At 44.6% G+C, this 16,333-nt stretch carries 16 protein-coding genes; 1 reads left to right on the top strand and 15 read right to left on the bottom strand.

What is annotated here, in order from left to right:
• Window positions 1-27: 27 nt before the first annotated feature.
• The 15 genes from rnhB to rpsB all read right to left on the bottom strand — a co-directional run bounded on the left by rnhB (window position 28) and on the right by rpsB (window position 14,985).
• On the bottom strand, window positions 28-663 hold the full coding sequence (gene rnhB, locus R7P64_RS11560) for a ribonuclease HII (protein ID WP_065274757.1): 636 nt from the start codon (window positions 661-663) through the stop codon (window positions 28-30).
• Window positions 664-672: 9 nt separating this feature from the next.
• Window positions 673-1,812 carry a lipid-A-disaccharide synthase gene (lpxB, locus tag R7P64_RS11565; RefSeq protein ID WP_065274758.1) on the bottom strand — a complete coding sequence of 380 codons (1,140 nt, stop codon included), beginning with the start codon at window positions 1,810-1,812 and terminating at the stop codon, window positions 673-675.
• A 119-nt stretch (window positions 1,813-1,931) separates the two neighbouring features.
• On the bottom strand, window positions 1,932-2,720 hold the full coding sequence (lpxA, locus tag R7P64_RS11570; protein WP_005380357.1) for an acyl-ACP--UDP-N-acetylglucosamine O-acyltransferase: 789 nt from the start codon (window positions 2,718-2,720) through the stop codon (window positions 1,932-1,934).
• Window position 2,721: 1 nt separating this feature from the next.
• Window positions 2,722-3,174 (bottom strand): 3-hydroxyacyl-ACP dehydratase FabZ, encoded by a 453-nt coding sequence (gene fabZ, locus R7P64_RS11575; RefSeq protein WP_005380349.1) that lies wholly within the window; start codon window positions 3,172-3,174, stop codon window positions 2,722-2,724.
• Between the two features lie 232 nt (window positions 3,175-3,406).
• Window positions 3,407-4,438, bottom strand: a complete 1,032-nt coding sequence (lpxD, locus tag R7P64_RS11580) for a UDP-3-O-(3-hydroxymyristoyl)glucosamine N-acyltransferase (protein ID WP_171343218.1) — start codon at window positions 4,436-4,438, stop codon at window positions 3,407-3,409.
• 6 nt (window positions 4,439-4,444) lie between these two features.
• A complete protein-coding gene (locus tag R7P64_RS11585) occupies window positions 4,445-4,954 on the bottom strand; it encodes an OmpH family outer membrane protein (RefSeq protein WP_005391804.1) in 510 nt (169 codons plus the stop codon).
• Between the two features lie 13 nt (window positions 4,955-4,967).
• Window positions 4,968-7,382: an outer membrane protein assembly factor BamA gene (bamA, locus tag R7P64_RS11590; RefSeq protein WP_005391802.1), complete on the bottom strand. Its 2,415-nt coding sequence runs from the start codon at window positions 7,380-7,382 to the stop codon at window positions 4,968-4,970.
• Window positions 7,383-7,426: 44 nt separating this feature from the next.
• Window positions 7,427-8,785, bottom strand: a complete 1,359-nt coding sequence (gene rseP / locus R7P64_RS11595) for a sigma E protease regulator RseP (RefSeq protein WP_318123546.1) — start codon at window positions 8,783-8,785, stop codon at window positions 7,427-7,429.
• The gene (gene ispC, locus R7P64_RS11600; RefSeq protein WP_005385353.1) at window positions 8,785-9,990 is read right to left on the bottom strand and encodes a 1-deoxy-D-xylulose-5-phosphate reductoisomerase; all 1,206 of its coding nucleotides are present in this window, start codon (window positions 9,988-9,990) and stop codon (window positions 8,785-8,787) included. Before ispC ends, rseP begins: the two co-directional genes overlap by 1 nt.
• Window positions 9,991-10,040: 50 nt before the next feature.
• Entirely contained in the window at window positions 10,041-10,883 is an 843-nt protein-coding gene (locus R7P64_RS11605; protein ID WP_213973326.1) for a phosphatidate cytidylyltransferase, read from the bottom strand.
• A gap of 12 nt (window positions 10,884-10,895) precedes the next feature.
• Window positions 10,896-11,651 (bottom strand): isoprenyl transferase, encoded by a 756-nt coding sequence (locus R7P64_RS11610; protein ID WP_005380331.1) that lies wholly within the window; start codon window positions 11,649-11,651, stop codon window positions 10,896-10,898.
• Between the two features lie 96 nt (window positions 11,652-11,747).
• On the bottom strand, window positions 11,748-12,305 hold the full coding sequence (gene frr, locus R7P64_RS11615) for a ribosome recycling factor (RefSeq protein WP_005380330.1): 558 nt from the start codon (window positions 12,303-12,305) through the stop codon (window positions 11,748-11,750).
• A gap of 100 nt (window positions 12,306-12,405) precedes the next feature.
• Window positions 12,406-13,131 carry a UMP kinase gene (gene pyrH / locus R7P64_RS11620; protein ID WP_005380329.1) on the bottom strand — a complete coding sequence of 242 codons (726 nt, stop codon included), beginning with the start codon at window positions 13,129-13,131 and terminating at the stop codon, window positions 12,406-12,408.
• Window positions 13,132-13,278: 147 nt separating this feature from the next.
• Window positions 13,279-14,124 carry a translation elongation factor Ts gene (gene tsf, locus R7P64_RS11625; protein ID WP_005380328.1) on the bottom strand — a complete coding sequence of 282 codons (846 nt, stop codon included), beginning with the start codon at window positions 14,122-14,124 and terminating at the stop codon, window positions 13,279-13,281.
• A gap of 132 nt (window positions 14,125-14,256) precedes the next feature.
• Window positions 14,257-14,985, bottom strand: a complete 729-nt coding sequence (rpsB, locus tag R7P64_RS11630) for a 30S ribosomal protein S2 (RefSeq protein WP_005380327.1) — start codon at window positions 14,983-14,985, stop codon at window positions 14,257-14,259.
• Between the two features lie 384 nt (window positions 14,986-15,369).
• On the opposite strand from rpsB, the gene map reads away from it, so the two are divergent.
• Window positions 15,370-16,248 carry a type I methionyl aminopeptidase gene (gene map / locus R7P64_RS11635; RefSeq protein ID WP_005380326.1) on the top strand — a complete coding sequence of 293 codons (879 nt, stop codon included), beginning with the start codon at window positions 15,370-15,372 and terminating at the stop codon, window positions 16,246-16,248.
• The last annotated feature ends 85 nt before the right edge of the window (window positions 16,249-16,333 follow it).

Raw genomic sequence — 16,333 nt, forward strand, 5'->3', positions numbered from 1 at the left:
GTTTATAACACCAATTAGATCGTTTGATTATTCTATGCCTAACGCTTTTTTTACTGGCTTGAAACTCTTGCGGTGTTCACTGATCACTCCGTGTTGCTCAATCGCTTCAAAGTGCGCTTTAGTTGGGTAACCTTTGTGCTTCGCGAAGCCAAATTGTGGATGAAGTTTATCCAACTCTTCCATCTCTTGGTCACGCACGACTTTGGCAATAATTGAAGCCGCACTGATTTCGGCAACACGTAGATCGCCTTTTACTACAGCTTGAGCATCCATTGGCAGCTCCGGACAACGGTTACCATCAATCAACACCAAATCAGGTTGAACCTGTAACCCCGCCACTGCACGCTGCATCGCAACCATAGTCGCCTGCAAAATATTCAGTTGATCGATTTCTTCAGGAGAACAACGCCCGACCGCCCACGCCAATGCTTTTTCTTTGATTTCAGGAAGCAACGCAATGCGTTTCTTTTCGGTCAATTTTTTCGAATCGTTCAACCCTTCAATAGGATTGTTAGGATCAAGGATAACCGCAGCGGTGACGACGTCTCCCACCAAAGGGCCACGTCCGACCTCGTCGACTCCGGCCACAAGCTGATAACCTTGCGGATATTCAAATGGAGGGAGTTCAACTTTGGTTTTGGTCGCTTTTGGTTTAACAGCCATGATAAATCTCTATTTCTCAATCAGTTTTAGAACTGCGTTTGCGGCTTGTTGGTCCGCATCTTTACGAATCCAATGATGCATTTCCGTAAATTTATCTAACATCGGTTTATTGTCGCTTTCCAATAAGCGAGAAACCTCAGTAAACAAATTGTCCGGTGTGCACTCATCTTGTAGATATTCTTTGACGAGCTCATCATCCGCCAAGATATTCGGCAATGACACATACTTCGTTTTCAATAGACGTTTAGCTAAGAAAGCAGTAAATGCATTCACACGATAACCCACCACCATTGGACGCTTGAGAAGCATACACTCCAACGCTACGGTACCGGAGGCCAACATCACAGCATCGGATGCGGTGATGACGTTGCGTGCGGTGTCATCAACTAACTTGAAGTCCAACTCTGGCGCGAGCGCTTTCCAGGCTTGTTCAAACTGCTCACGGCGTTTTTGATTAACAAGCGCGACAACAAACCCCAGTTCTGGAAATTTTTTATGGAGTAACTTGCAGGTTTCAATAAATGGCTCTGAGAGCATTTTTAACTCGCTACCACGACTGCCTGGCAGGACAGCAAGCCACTTTTTATCTTGTTCTAAACCAAGCAACTCACGTGCAGGCGCTTGTTCTGATTCTAGTGGGATGGCATCAGCCAAGGTATGACCAATGAACTCGCAAGGTACATTAAATTTGTCGTAGAACGCTTTCTCAAACGGAAGAAATGCTAGCACCAAGTTCGTTGCCGCTTCTATTTTAAAGATGCGCTTCTGACGCCAAGCCCAAACAGACGGACTCACGTAATGAACGGTTTTAATGCCCGCTTGCTTGAGGTCAAGCTCCAAGCGTAAGTTGAAGTCAGGAGCATCGATCCCTATGAAAACATCAGGCGGATTCTGAGTAAAATACTGAACGAGCTCAGCTTTCACTTTAAGAAGTCTCGGTAAGCGGCCTAAAACCTCGACTAATCCCATCACCGCAAGCTCTTCCATATCAAACAGAGACTCGCAACCTTGGGCTATCATTTTCGGACCGCCAATGCCTACGAACTCTGCGTCTGGATATTGCTGCTTTACTGCTTTGATAAAGCCTTCACCTAGCGTATCGCCAGACAATTCTCCGGCAATGATGCCAATACGTAATGGTCTTTCCATATCTACTTCGCTATTTTTCCTGTGCGCTATGGATAACGGTTTGCCTTATCCATAAAACACAAAAAGATCGTAACCTCAAATTCGGTCACGATCTTTTTATTTATTGGTTCATTCGCCAATTAACGAATAATGCCACGTTCCGTCGTTTCCAGAATATCTGAGAAACGCTTCACTGCTGGCCACTCTTGAGCCATTTCAGCTAGAATAGGCTTCACTTCTTCTAGCGTCTTACCTGAACGGTAGATTTCTTTATACGCTTTTTGTAGCGCACGAATCTCTGGTTTCTCAAAGCCATTACGCTTCAAGCCAACAAGGTTCAAGCCGAATGGAGTAGCGTGGTTACCTTGCGCGAGTACATAAGCTGGGACATCTTGCACCACAGCTGAACAGCCGCCAATGTAAGCGTAAGCGCCCACTGTACAAAACGGATGAATCGCAGACAGTGCCATCACACCGGCATAATCATCAACTGTAACGTGACCACCAAGAATCGAGTTATTACCGATATGAGTATGGTTACCAATAACAACATCGTGCGCAACGTGTGCATTCACACATAATAAGTTGTCATCACCAATGATCGTGGTTGCTTTGTCTTGCACTGTGCCGCGATGAACTTGGACCGCTTCACGAATGACGTTACGATCACCGATAACCACAGTTGTGTCTTCACCACCGTATTTTTTGTCTTGGTTTTCTTCACCAATGACAGCATGTGGGAAAATACGGTTATCTTTGCCAATAGTTGTGTGACCTTTGATCACAACGTGAGACATCACTTCTGTGCCTTCACCAATTTCAACCGTAGAGGTGATGTACGTAAAAGGACCTACTGTTACGTTAGCACCAATTTTGGCGCCCTCTTCTACCACCGCTGCCGGGTGGATTTTAGCGGTTTCATGAATCATATTAAAACTCTCGACGAGCACACTTCAGTTCTGCAGAACATACTACTTCGCCGTCAACTTTTGCTACACCGCTAAATGCAGCAATGCCACGACGTTCTTTCAGAAATTCTACCTCAATAACCAATTGGTCGCCCGGAACCACTGGTTTACGGAATTTCGCGCCGTCTACGCTTGCAAAGTAGTACAGTTCATTTTCTGTTGGTGCACCAAATGATTTAAATGCAAGTAAGCCTGTTGCCTGAGCCATTGCTTCTAAAATCAAAACACCTGGGAATACTGGTAGTTGAGGAAAGTGACCTGTGAACTGAGGTTCGTTAACCGACACGTTTTTAATCGCGTGAAGGTACTTCTCTTCTTGGAAGTCTATCACTCGGTCGATCAATAAGAATGGGTAGCGATGAGGTAGTAGCTCTTGAATTTCAGAGATGTTCATCGTTTTCTTTTCAGTAGTCAAAGTCGTCTTCCTATATCAATTTTTTGCCGCCAAGATGGCAAACGTGGCAACAGGTCGTAAAGCCGAATCGCTTTGCAATATACTAGCAAAATACGCACCATCTTGGAGTTAAATCTACTTAGAGCGCGTCATTATAGAAGAAAAAGACCCGCATTTCGCGAGTCTTCGTACAGAATATGGAACTAGAGCTTGTTAGCCTTCGTGTTAAATACAGAGCGAAAGATAACTTGTTCTAAATTTCTTCTTTCTGTTCCAGCTGTTTTTCAACCGCTTTTAGGCGCTTATTCATCTCATCAATACGGTGAACTCGAGTTGCGGTCTTACGCCACTCTCTGTTCGTTTGTAGTGGAATACCTGATGAGTAAAGGCCTTTTTCTTCGATACTGCGCATTACCATGCCCATACCTGTAATCGCCACACCATCTGCGATAGTGATATGGCCATTCAGAACAGACGCGCCGCCAATCTGGCAGTACTTACCAATTTTTGTACTGCCTGCGACAATAGTACCACCAGGCATCACGGTACCATATCCGATCTGCACGTTGTGCGCGATTTGAAGTTGGTTATCGAGAATGACATTGTCTTCAATGATAGTATCTTCGAGTGCACCGCGGTCAATCGTAGTACAAGCACCAATCTCAACGCGGTTACCGATACGCACTGAACCAAGCTGAGGAATTTTAATCCACTCGCCTTTGTCATTAGCGTAACCAAAGCCATCAGAGCCAATGACGGTACCCGATTGAACGAGACAGTCATCACCCAATGACACTTCATGGTAGATAGTGACATTAGCCCAAAGCTTGGTGTTATTCCCTAGCTTGGCGTTCTTACCGATAAAACAACCAGCGCCAACGCTTACGTTATCGCCGAGTTCTACGCCCGTTTCAATCACAGCATTAGCGCCGATTGTAACGTTCTCACCCATCTTAACGTCAGCGGCAATCACAGCACTTGGTGCAATATCGTCTGCCGGTGTTGGTGTGGTATCCATCGCTTGGACCACACGAGCAAATGCGACATAAGGGTCTGAAACCACTAGCGCACTTCCAACGCATTGATCTTTATGCTCAGCCTTTACCATAACAACGGTAGCTTGGCACTCAGAAAGGTGTTTTGCGTATTTTGGGTTAGACAAGAAGGTTACGTCACCTTCTTGTGCTTTATCCATTGGGGCAACACGGCTTACAACGAGAGACTCGTCACCAAACAGCTCACCCCCGGTAATTGTCGCCAATTCGGCTAATGTTAATGTCTTCATAACTTCTTATTTTAGAGCTTTAATTACGTCTTCAGAGATATTGTATTCTGGCTTGCCGTACTGCAAAGCAGAGATATCAATCACAAGATCGTAACCATTTTTGTCTGCGACTTTCTTAACTGCATCTTGAATCGTTTTGAAAAGCTTCGCTTTTTCTTCAGCTTCACGACGCGCACTTGCTTTTTCAAGTGCTTGTGCTTTCACTTTGTACTCGCTGTCTAGCTTCGCGATATCGATACGTAGCTTTTCAACTTCGTCTTGACCCAAAAGCTCGCCGTCACGTTGTAGCTTCTCAATCTTTGTTTTAGCTTGTGCTTGGATTGACTTCAGTTCATCAGCTTTGCTTTTGAAGTCTTTCTGCATTTTTTGTAGTACAACTTCACGTTGAGGAAGAGCTTGAAAAACTTGAGCTGTATTTACGTAAGCAATTTTCTGTGCAGCTTCTGCCGCATTTGCAAACATTGAAGAGCTCAGTACAAGAAGGCCAATCCCAGCCGCTTTGATCATTTTATTCAAAATATTTTCCTCTTTAGAAAGTTCTACCGATAGTGAATGTGAAGAACTCTTCATCATCGCCATCAAATTTCTTAATTGGTTTCGCTAGTGAGAAGACTAGTGGCCCCATTGGAGACATCCACTGCAACGCCGCACCGTAAGAAGAGCGGTAGTTGGTTGGATCTGAGTAATCGTAGTAGTAACGGTCACCATATTCCGCACCTGAATCGCGGTAGTCAAACTCCGTATCCCAAACACTTGCCATATCAAAGAAGATACTGGTACGAATTTGGTTTTGTACTTCTTCTGATGCAAATGGTGTTGGGACAATCAACTCAACACTTGCTAGCGCTACGGCGTTACCACCAACAGAGTCATCTGTTGCTGTATCTGCGCCATTGTTTGAACCAGATGTATCACGGTAAACCGCTTTAGGACCAACAGAGTTTGAGCCAAAGCCACGAAGCGATGTAAAGCCACCTGCGTAGTAGTTTTCGTAGAATGGGAACAAGTTATCGTTACCATCCGTTTGACCGTAACCATTACCGTAACCTAAGCGGCCACGGAACAAGAGGGTAAACTCGTGCTTTTTAGTCAATGGCACATACTGGCGAACATCGTACTGCATTTTGAAGTATTGAACGTCAGAGCCAGGTACGGTCATTTTATAGAATGCACGCTGATGGTTACCTGCCGTTGGGAAGTAACCACGGTTTAAGTTATTACGTGTCCAAGAGATATTGAAGTCGAAGTCGTTTGTGTTCAACGCCCCACTAGAATCAATGTTGTCTGCTTGTGCTCGTAAGAACTGCTCTACCTGCAAGTAAGGCGATAAGTTACCGATCTTGTTGTGCGTATAACCGACACCGAATTCAAAACGGTTCAACTCATCGAATGGGAAGCCCCACGTTAAGCTCGCGCCATAGCTTTCGTTGGTATAGTCAACAATATTGGCTTCTTTCGCTTCAAATTCGTTATAGAAAACCTTACCACCTAAGCTTACACCGTCTAAGTTCCAGTACGGATCACGGTAATCTAGACTGATGTTTTTCTGGTAGTCATTCATCATCGCATTGATACCAACACGGTTACCGCTACCAATAAAGTTATCTTGTTGCAGGCCAACCTGGAAGCTCACACCCGATTCTGTACCGTAGCCAACACCGAAGTTAACGCTACCAGAGTTCGCTTCTTTGACAGAGTAAACTAGGTCAACTTGATCATCACTACCAGGAACTCGAACCGTCTGTACTTCAACATTTTCAAAGTAGCCCAAACGATTTAGACGAGTTTTACCCGTTTCAATCGATTTCGAGTTCAACCAACTGCCTTCCATCTGACGCATTTCACGACGAAGGACTTCATCTTTGGTTGAGTTATTACCCGTGAAGCGAATATCACGAACATAAATTCGGTTACCCGGATCTACGTTAACGACCAAAGAAACTTCTTGATTCTCGTCGTCAAACTCAGGAATGGTGTTCACTTGAGGATAAGCATAACCGGACTCACCAAGCACACGCTTAATTCCTTCTTCCATTGAAGTAACCAACGAGCCGTTGTATGTCTCATTGTCTTCAAATGGCACAAGTCTTTCGAACGTCGCTTCCTCACCAATCAAATCACCACGGAACTTCACGTCCTTAACGGTGTAAACCTCGCCCTCTTCTAGACCAAGAGTAATGTATACCCCTTTCTTGTCAGGAGAGATTGCAACTTGTGTCGAATCAACGTTAAATTTTAAGTAACCACGATCCAGGTAGAATGATTTGAGTGCTTCAATATCACCTGCAAGGACTTGCTTTTGATACTTTTCATCAGAAAGGAAATTCCACCACGGCACATCAACATTTAAGTTAAAGCGCGAAAGCAGTTCTTCATCACTGAACACTTCATTACCGATAAAGTTGATTTGCTGAATTTTTGCCGACACACCTTCAGTAAAGACAAACTTAAGGTCAGAACGATTACGTGGTAGTGGAGTAACCACCGCTTTTACTGTTGCGTTGTATTTACCTACGCTGTAGTAAAAGTCTTCTAAGCCTTTTTCAATGTTGCTTAGCGTGGTGCGGTCAAGCGCTTCACCTTCACGAACGCCAGACGCGTTCAGGTTTTCTTGTAGCTGCTCGTCCTTGATTGCTTTGTTACCTGAAAAAGAGATGCTTGCAATGGTAGGACGTTCTTTGACTTGAACCATCAGAACACCACCGTCACGCAACACTTTCACATCTTCAAAGTTACCAGATGCATACAGGGCGCGGATAATTTCTGCAACATCGCCTTGGCCAATGGTATCACCGACACGTACAGGCATTTTCAACAATGCAGCACCCAGTGCTACACGCTGCAATCCATCGATTTCAATATCTTGAACTACGAAGTTCTCTGCTCCATTTGCAGATACACTGGTCGCCAGTAAACTTGCAAATAGAATTCGCTTAATCGCCATACTTGTTCTAATTATTCCTTGCTACTGCTTTTGTCTCTGAACTATCACAGACGAGTAAAATCATTAAATAGCGCTAACGCCATGAGCGAGAAGATGATCGCACCACCAATTCTAAAGCCCATTTCCTGCACTTTCTCAGGAACAGGACGTCGAATGACTGCTTCAATTGCAAAAAACAACAAATGACCGCCATCCAACATTGGTAAAGGAACGAGGTTAATAATACCTAGGTTAACACTAATTAGAGCGAGAAAACCTAAAAAGTAGACCAAACCATAATCTGCTGTCGCGCCTGCGCCTTTGGCTATTGATATTGGTCCACTCAGATTATTCAGACCAACGTCTCCAACAATCAGCTTCTTAAGCATGCTGATTGTCAAACCAATGACTTGGCCAGTTTTGTCTACTGCTTTACCTATTGACTCGAATACACCAAACTGAAGATCGAAGCGATAACTTTCTGGCCATTCTGCGACTTTAGGTGCAATACCTGCAAAACCAACGACTTCTTTGTTAGCTAGCTCACGGCTACCGGGCGTCAGCGTCAATGTTTGCTCATAACCCTGACGTAACACCGTCAATTCAAGCGGTGTATCAGGATTAGAACGAACCGCTTCAACCACTTGCTTCCATTCGGTTACGCGTTGTTGACCAATTGCGACAACCTCATCACCTGGAAGCACACCGGCTTTTTCCGCCGCTCCACCTTGCGAGACCTGCTCGATAACTCGATACACCTCCGGTGTATACGGAGCAAAACCTAACGACTGCATCGCTGACTGAGTTTCTGGGTCGAACTTCCACTCACGTAAATCGAGCGTTTTCGTTACTTCTGAACCAACTTCATTCGCTGACGTTAGTGTTACCGTCATCAAATCATCGCCAATATGAGAAATCAATCCCATATTTACTGATTCCCAATCCGGAGTTTTGATACCAGATATCGATTTAAGTTCCATTCCAGATTCAATTCCAGCTTCCGCAACAATCGAATTGGGCGTAACTTCACCAATTACAGGCTTAACAGCCGGGATACCAATTAGAAATACCAGCCAATAGGCAAAAATTGCGAAAAGAAAATTAAAGATGGGGCCAGCCGCAACAATAGAGGTTCGCTTCCATAACGGCTTCTTATCAAACGCTAGGTGCTTCTCATGTTCTGGCACCTCATCGACACGGCCATCAACCATTTTCACATAGCCGCCGAGAGGGATCATTGAGATGCTGTACTCCGTTCCGTCTTTGCCTACTTTACTCCAAATAGACTTGCCGAAACCGATTGAAAACTTTTCAACTTTAACGCCGCAACGGCGAGCAACCCAAAAATGCCCAAATTCGTGCACGGCAACAAGAATGCCCAGTGCGACGATAAAAGAAATGAGATTCCACAATATACCAGTCATCAGCTACGCTCGCGTATGGTTTCTAGGGCAATAGTTCGTGCCATTCTATCTAGCTCGAGCAAGCTTTCCAAGCTATTCGCATTCTCAGCTTTGCAGCTTGCGTTGATTTTATTCAACACAGACTCATTGATGCGAGCAATATCGGTAAAACCTAGTCTGTTATTTAAAAATGCATCAACAGCGACTTCATTAGCTGCGTTCAATGCTGTTGTTGCGTGTTGACCTTCATAACAGGCATCAATTGCGAGTTTTAAACATGGGTAACGAGCAAAATCAGGCTGCAAAAACGTCAGCTCACCAACTTTCGTGAAGTCTAGCGGCTTAACCCCAGCTTCCACTCTTGACGGGTATGACATGGTGAGCGCAATTGGCGTCGCCATATCCGCTTCTCCCATTTGTGCCAAGACCGAACCATCACGATACTGAACCATAGAATGAATTACCGATTGAGGATGAATAACCACCTTCAGTTGTTCGCGAGCAGCATTAAATAGCCACTTAGCTTCGATATACTCAAGGCCTTTATTCATCATCGTGGCAGAGTCAACAGAAATTTTTGGCCCCATCGACCAGTTTGGATGAGCAATCGCCTGAGCGGGTGTCACCTGTTCCAGTTCTGCGATGTCAGTGTAACGGAAAGGACCACCAGATCCAGTCAACAAAATATGAGAAATGCCATGTTCTTGTAAATTACAACGACCTAGATTGGTTTGTACTTGCTGTGGTAAACATTGGAAAATGGCGTTGTGTTCACTGTCGACGGGAAGTAGCTCTGCGCCAAATTCTTCTACAGCATCAATAAATAGCTGGCCTGACATTACAAGTGCTTCTTTATTTGCCAACAAGACTCGCTTACCTGCTTTCACGGCAGCCATGGTAGGCAATAAGCCAGCTGCTCCTACAATAGCAGCCATTACACTGTCGACCTCGTCCAGCGAAGCAATATGGCATAGCGCATCAACACCACCTAGCACTTCGGTACCTGGCGAAACCGAGTGTAGCTCAGCTTGAAGTTGAGACGCCGCAGCTTTATCTGCCATGACCGCATACTTAGGTTGCCACTGACGACATAGACCGATCATCTTTTCAACGTTAGTGCTTGCCGCTAAGGCAACGACAGAAAACAGATCTGGGTTTTGTTCGACCACTTTAAGCGTGCTTGCACCAATTGATCCAGTAGCACCAAGAATCGTTAACTTTTGCATGTTGTAAGACCGTTAGAAAGCTCAGGAGCGACGACGCCGCTCCTGATAAATTAGAATACGTAGTAAAGAAGAGCAAAAACTGGGAATGCTGCGGTTAGGCTGTCGATACGATCTAGCACACCACCGTGCCCTGGGATAATGTTACTGCTGTCTTTAATGCCTGAGACACGTTTGAACATACTTTCAACCAGATCACCAAGCACTGAAATAACGACAGTAACCAGCGTAATCAGCACCATATGGACAGGGCTAGTGAACTGGATATCGAACCAATCAGCAAATGCCCACGCTACGATTAATGCCGTGATAATGCCACCAATTAGCCCTTCAATGGTTTTATTGGGGCTTACATGAGGAGCCATCTTACGTTTGCCTAAGCTTTTGCCTGCAAAGTATGCGCCGCTATCTGCAGCCCATACCAAGAAACAAACGTACAACACAAGCTTTGCGCCGTGGTATGGATCTACAGTGATGTCATACGCTCTGAGAATAATCACACTCCAAAGGAATGGGATTAATGTCAGAAAACCAAATACATGACGTAAAACAAAATTACTTTGCCAAAATTTCGTCGTTTTGGGGTAAGTAATCGCCATTAAGCTAGCAATAATCCACCAAACAAAACCAATACCCAAGACGACATAATGAGGTGTCATTAAGTGATTGAGGCTATATGCATCAGGCGAGATGTATAGAAAACTAAGTCCGGTAATAATGATTGCCGGCACAAGGGCACCAATGCGAGAGTTGCTTCCTGTAAACTGAGTCCACTCCCAAAAACCTAATAGCGTTATTGCAGTTAAAGCGGCAATAAAGCCCATTAGCGGTAATTTAAAAATGCCTAAAATAACCAGGGGAGCTAAAATTAGTGCTGTTATTATTCTCTGTTTCAAACTAACTAGTCCTTATTGAGCTGCCATCAATGCCTTTATTTGTTCACCTGTACAGCCAAAACGACGTTCTCGGTTGATAAACCAAGTCACAGCTTCTACCAAACTGTCTTCATCGAATTCTGGCCAGTACTCTGGTGTAAAGTACATTTCTGCATAAGCCATTTGCCACAACATAAAGTTGCTGATGCGGCACTCTCCACTGGTGCGAATTAAAAGATCCACTTCCGGTAGGTCTGCCATGGTCAAATGCTCAGTGATTAGCTGCTCATTGATATCCTCTACACGAATTTCACCGTTACGTGCTTTTAGCGCTAACGTTTTAGCAGCTTCTGTGATGTCCCATTTACCGCCATAGTTGGCTGCAATGTTGATCACCATACCCGTGTTATCTGCCGTTAGGTTTTCTGCTTCTACAATTTTCTTTTGTAGACGCTCACTAAATCGACTGGTATCACCGATCACGCGCAACCGTAAGTTATTTTTGTGTAGTTTTTTTACTTCACTAGACAGGACCGTGATAAACAGTTCCATCAAAAGACCCACTTCTTCCTCCGGACGACGCCAGTTTTCACTACTAAAAGCAAACAGCGTCATGGCTCTAATGCCTAGTTTTGAAGCAGCAGCCACGGTCTTACGAACGGCACTAACGCCTTTTTTATGACCAAATACGCGAGGTTTTCCTTTGGACTTAGCCCAACGGCCATTACCGTCCATAATGATGGCAATATGCTTAGGAAGGGAATCAGAGAAGGCTTGAGAATTTTGCATAGGGAGTTAATTGAGTTCCATCAGTTGGATAGACTAACATAAAAAAACGCTGAGCTGTGAGCACAGCGTTTTCCAACAGTGATGTGTGTGGGAGTATTAAACTTCCATCAACTCTTTTTCTTTTGCAGCAAGAACTTCATCGATCTTCTTAACTGCAACGTCAGTTAGCTTTTGAATTTCGTCTTGTGCTTTACGGTCTTCATCTTCAGAGATTTCTTTATCTTTTAGAAGCGCTTTAAGATCGTTGTTTGCGTCACGACGGATGTTACGAACAGCAACACGACCACCTTCAGCTTCACCACGGACGATCTTAACTAGGTCTTTACGACGCTCTTCCGTTAGCGGTGGAAGTGGAACGCGGATGATAGTGCCAGCTGACATAGGGTTTAGACCAAGGTCAGACGTCATGATCGCTTTTTCTACTTTCGGCGTCAGCTCTTTATCAAAAACCGTGATTGCAAGTGTACGTGCATCTTCAGCAATAACGTTTGCTACTTGGTTTAGAGGTGTTGCTGCACCGTAGTATTCTACAGAAATACCAGATAGTAGGCTTGGGTGTGCACGACCTGTACGAATTTTAGAAAGGTTGTTCTTAAGCGCTTCAACGCTTTTATCCATGCGCTCTTGCGCGTCTTTTTTGATTTCGTTAATCACAGTTTCACCTTAAAAATGTCATCTTTCCTGAAGAAAGCCTAAAACGGTTGAGCAAAGCAAGCACCACCCTAACGCTTTGGAGTGGCACCTTAAGCCAAGCTTATTCGTTGATGAGCGTGCCTTCTGCTTCGCCCATAACCACGCGACGTAGTGCGCCTGGCTTGTTCATATTAAATACGCGGATTGGCATTTTGTGGTCACGAGCTAGCGTAAACGCCGCCAAGTCCATAACTTTCAGCTCTTTATCCAGAACTTCTGCATAAGATAGCTTATCATACAGCTCTGCGTCTGGGTTTGCTACAGGGTCAGCAGTAAATACACCATCAACTTTCGTCGCTTTTAGTACGACATCCGCTTCAATTTCGATACCACGTAAACAAGCAGCAGAATCCGTTGTAAAGAACGGGTTACCAGTACCAGCAGAGAAGATGACAACTCGGCCTTGGCGAAGCTCACGGATCGCATCAGCCCAATTATAGTCGTCACATACGCCTTTTAGAGGGATTGCAGACATAACGCGCGCATTTACGTATGCACGGTGAAGAGCATCACGCATCGCTAGGCCATTCATTACTGTAGCAAGCATACCCATGTGGTCACCAACTACGCGGTTCATACCAGCTTCAGCTAGGCCTGCACCACGGAACAAGTTACCGCCACCGATAACTACACCAACCTGAACACCCAGTTCAACCAGTTCTTTAACTTCTTGTGCCATACGATCAAGGACCGCAGGATCAATACCAAAACCGTCTTCACCTTGAAGAGCTTCACCACTCAGTTTTAATAGAATACGTTGATACGCTGGTTTAGGGTTCGTAGTCATGGAGTTTACCTTCCAAAGAGAGTTGTTGATTAACAGTCATGAATAGACACAACTTCAGTTATGGCTATTCATCACGGCTAATCGTTCACTGCTCATAAAAAGACCGCAGCCTTGGCTACGGTCTAATCTTTATACAGTCTCTAAGGATTAACCTTTTTGAGCTGCTGCAACTTCTTCAGCGAAGCTCATTTCTTCTTTCTTCTCGATACCTTCACCTACTTCTAGGCGAACGAACGTAGAAACTGAAGCGCCTTTTTCTTTCAGCATTTCGCCTACAGTTTTCTTAGGCTCCATGATGAAAGCTTGACCTGTTAGAGAGATCTCGCCAGTGAATTTCTTCATGCGGCCAACAACCATCTTCTCAGCGATTTCAGCAGGCTTGCCTTCGTTCATTGCGATTTCAACTTGAACCGCTTTCTCTTTTTCTACTACGTCAGCTGGTACGTCTTCTGGGTTAACGAACTCTGGCTTAGAAGCAGCAACGTGCATTGCAACGTGCTTAAGAGTTTCTGCGTCGCCTTCACCAGCAACAACAACACCGATTTTCTCACCGTGACGGTAAGAAGCGATTGCAGTGCCTTGAACGTATTCTACGCGACGGATAGTGATGTTTTCACCGATTTTAGCTACTAGAGCTACACGTGCGTCTTCGAATTGTGCTTGTAGTTCTTCAACAGAAGCTTTTGAAGCTAGAGCTGCAGCTGCAACTTCTTCTGCGAATGCAGTGAAGTTACCGTCTTTAGCAACGAAGTCAGTTTGGCAGTTAACTTCAAGAAGAACAGCAACGCCGTTTTCTTCTTTGATGATGATTGCGCCTTCAGCTGCAACGTTACCAGCTTTCTTAGCTGCTTTCGCTGCGCCAGATTTACGCATGTTTTCAATTGCTAGTTCGATGTCAGCGTTTGCTTCTACAAGCGCTTTCTTACATTCCATCATGCCAGCGCCAGTACGCTCGCGAAGTTCTTTAACTAGAGCAGCAGTTACAGTTGCCATTCTGTCTTCCTCGTTTGATTCGAAATAAGGTAAAAAACAGGGGCCTAACATTGTCGGCCCCCATTGCTAACTATAACTTAGTTTATGCTACACAAAGGTTTCACATAGACCAAGTGTGACACAGAGCCGCTATTATTCAGCTTCTACGAAACCGTCTTTTTCAGCAACTGCAGCTACGTCTTTGTTACGACCTTCAGATACTGCTGAAGCAGCAGCGTTCAGGTATAGCTGTACAGCGCGGATCGCGTCGTCGTTACCTGGGATTACGTAGTCAACGCCGTCTGGGTTAGAGTTAGTATCTACCACAGCGTATACTGGAATACCTAGGTTGTTAGCTTCTTTAATTGCAATGTGTTCGTGATCAGCGTCGATTACGAATAGAGCGTCTGGTAGGCCGCCCATGTCTTTGATACCACCAAGAGATTTCTCTAGCTTCTCCATTTCGCGAGTACGCATTAGAGCTTCTTTCTTAGTTAGTTTGTCAAAAGTACCGTCTTGAGATTGAGTCTCTAGTTCTTTTAGACGCTTGATAGACTGACGAACTGTTTTGTAGTTTGTAAGCATACCGCCTAACCAGCGGTTGTTTACGTAAAACTGGTTGCTTGCGATTGCAGCTTCTTTAACAGCTTCAGATGCAGCGCGCTTAGTACCTACGAATAGAACCTTACCTTTCTTCTCGCCAACTTTAGCTAGTTCAGCTAGAGCGTCGTTGAACATTGGTACAGTTTTTTCTAGGTTGATGATATGAACTTTGTTACGAGCGCCAAAGATGAATGGCTTCATTTTTGGGTTCCAGTAACGAGTCTGGTGACCGAAGTGAACACCAGCTTTTAGCATATCGCGCATTGATACAGTTGCCATTTTAAAATCCTCTATGGGGTTAGGCCTCCACATTCCCCATAACTCCGACCAAGCTTCTGCTCAGCACCCCGGAATATGTGACGGAATGTGTGTGATTTAAAGATAAAAGGTTATTCGGATGAAGCTTGCTTCGCCGCTTAACTTTGCTAAACGAAGAGAACAGTCCTCTATTCCGGCGCGCTTTATACCATATTTTAGCTCACTGTGGCTAGTAAAAATTATTTCTTCACCGAGCCACTTTCTCCTATTTATAAGCAAAACTTTAAACATATGATCGAATTAAGAATGATGCATATTCCTATCTAACTTGGGTTAACGCCCCGATGTCTGATAGAATGCGGCCATTCGCACGTTTACGTGCTTAGGAATAAGTAGAGAAAGCCAATGTCAATCAAGATTAAAACTGCTGAAGAAATAGAACGCATGCGCATTGCGGGCAAGCTAGCCGCAGAGATTCTAGAAATGATCGAACCACACATCAAAGTTGGTGTGACGACAGAAGAGTTAAACAAAATCTGTCATGAGTACGCTCTAGAAAAAGGTGCATACTCTGCTCCGCTTGATTACCATGGTTTCCCTAAGTCGATCTGTACTTCAATCAACCATATCGTATGCCACGGTATTCCAGCGGAAAAAGACGAAATCGGTAGCAACGGCCAAATGAAGCCGGCGGTACTAAAAGATGGTGACATCTTGAACGTTGATATTACCGTAATCGTTCCAAATGATGAGAATGCCGATCTGAGCGTGCGTCCTCAGGGGTACCATGGTGACACTTCTAAGATGTTCCTAGTCGGTGATGTTTCGCCTGCAAACAAACGTCTGTGCATGGTAGCTCAAGAAGCACTGTATGTTGGTATGCGTACCGTTAAGCCAGGTTCAACGGTTGGTGACATCGGTACAGCTATCGAGAAGTACATCAAAGAGAATAACAAGAACAATCCTCGCAACAAGTTTTCTATTGTGAAAGACTTCTGTGGTCACGGTATCGGCGATGAGTTCCATGAAGAACCACAAGTGGTTCATTACAAGAACAAAGACCGCCGCGTACTAAAAGAAGGCATGTGCTTTACTATTGAGCCGATGATTAACGCTGGTAAATTTGGTTGCTCTGTTGATGCACAAGATGACTGGACTGTTTACACGGGCGACGGCAAGAACTCTGCGCAATGGGAACATACCATTGTAGTAACAAAAGAAGGTTGTGAAGTACTAACGCTTCGTAGCGACGATACGATTCCTCGCCTAATGAAAAACGCGTAAAGCTGACGACCACTCGTTGTTTACTATATCCCTGCTTCGGCGGGGATATTTTTTATCTGCCGCAAATTTGTTAGATTGTTATTAG

The organism is Vibrio sp. 2304, from assembly GCF_033339475.1.
GTDB classification, from domain to species: domain Bacteria; phylum Pseudomonadota; class Gammaproteobacteria; order Enterobacterales; family Vibrionaceae; genus Vibrio; species Vibrio alginolyticus.

Coding starts and splice junctions, on each gene's coding strand:
- map (WP_005380326.1), top strand. CDS start 15,370: ATGTCAATCAAGATTAAAACTGCTGAAGAAATAGAACGCATGCGCATT.
- pyrH (WP_005380329.1), bottom strand. CDS start 13,131: ATGACTACGAACCCTAAACCAGCGTATCAACGTATTCTATTAAAACTG.
- lpxA (WP_005380357.1), bottom strand. CDS start 2,720: ATGATTCATGAAACCGCTAAAATCCACCCGGCAGCGGTGGTAGAAGAG.
- lpxB (WP_065274758.1), bottom strand. CDS start 1,812: ATGGAAAGACCATTACGTATTGGCATCATTGCCGGAGAATTGTCTGGC.
- bamA (WP_005391802.1), bottom strand. CDS start 7,382: ATGGCGATTAAGCGAATTCTATTTGCAAGTTTACTGGCGACCAGTGTA.
- rpsB (WP_005380327.1), bottom strand. CDS start 14,985: ATGGCAACTGTATCAATGCGCGATATGCTAAAAGCTGGTGTTCACTTC.
- tsf (WP_005380328.1), bottom strand. CDS start 14,124: ATGGCAACTGTAACTGCTGCTCTAGTTAAAGAACTTCGCGAGCGTACT.
- R7P64_RS11610 (WP_005380331.1), bottom strand. CDS start 11,651: ATGCAAAATTCTCAAGCCTTCTCTGATTCCCTTCCTAAGCATATTGCC.
- lpxD (WP_171343218.1), bottom strand. CDS start 4,438: ATGAAGACATTAACATTAGCCGAATTGGCGACAATTACCGGGGGTGAG.
- rseP (WP_318123546.1), bottom strand. CDS start 8,785: ATGACTGGTATATTGTGGAATCTCATTTCTTTTATCGTCGCACTGGGC.
- ispC (WP_005385353.1), bottom strand. CDS start 9,990: ATGCAAAAGTTAACGATTCTTGGTGCTACTGGATCAATTGGTGCAAGC.
- rnhB (WP_065274757.1), bottom strand. CDS start 663: ATGGCTGTTAAACCAAAAGCGACCAAAACCAAAGTTGAACTCCCTCCA.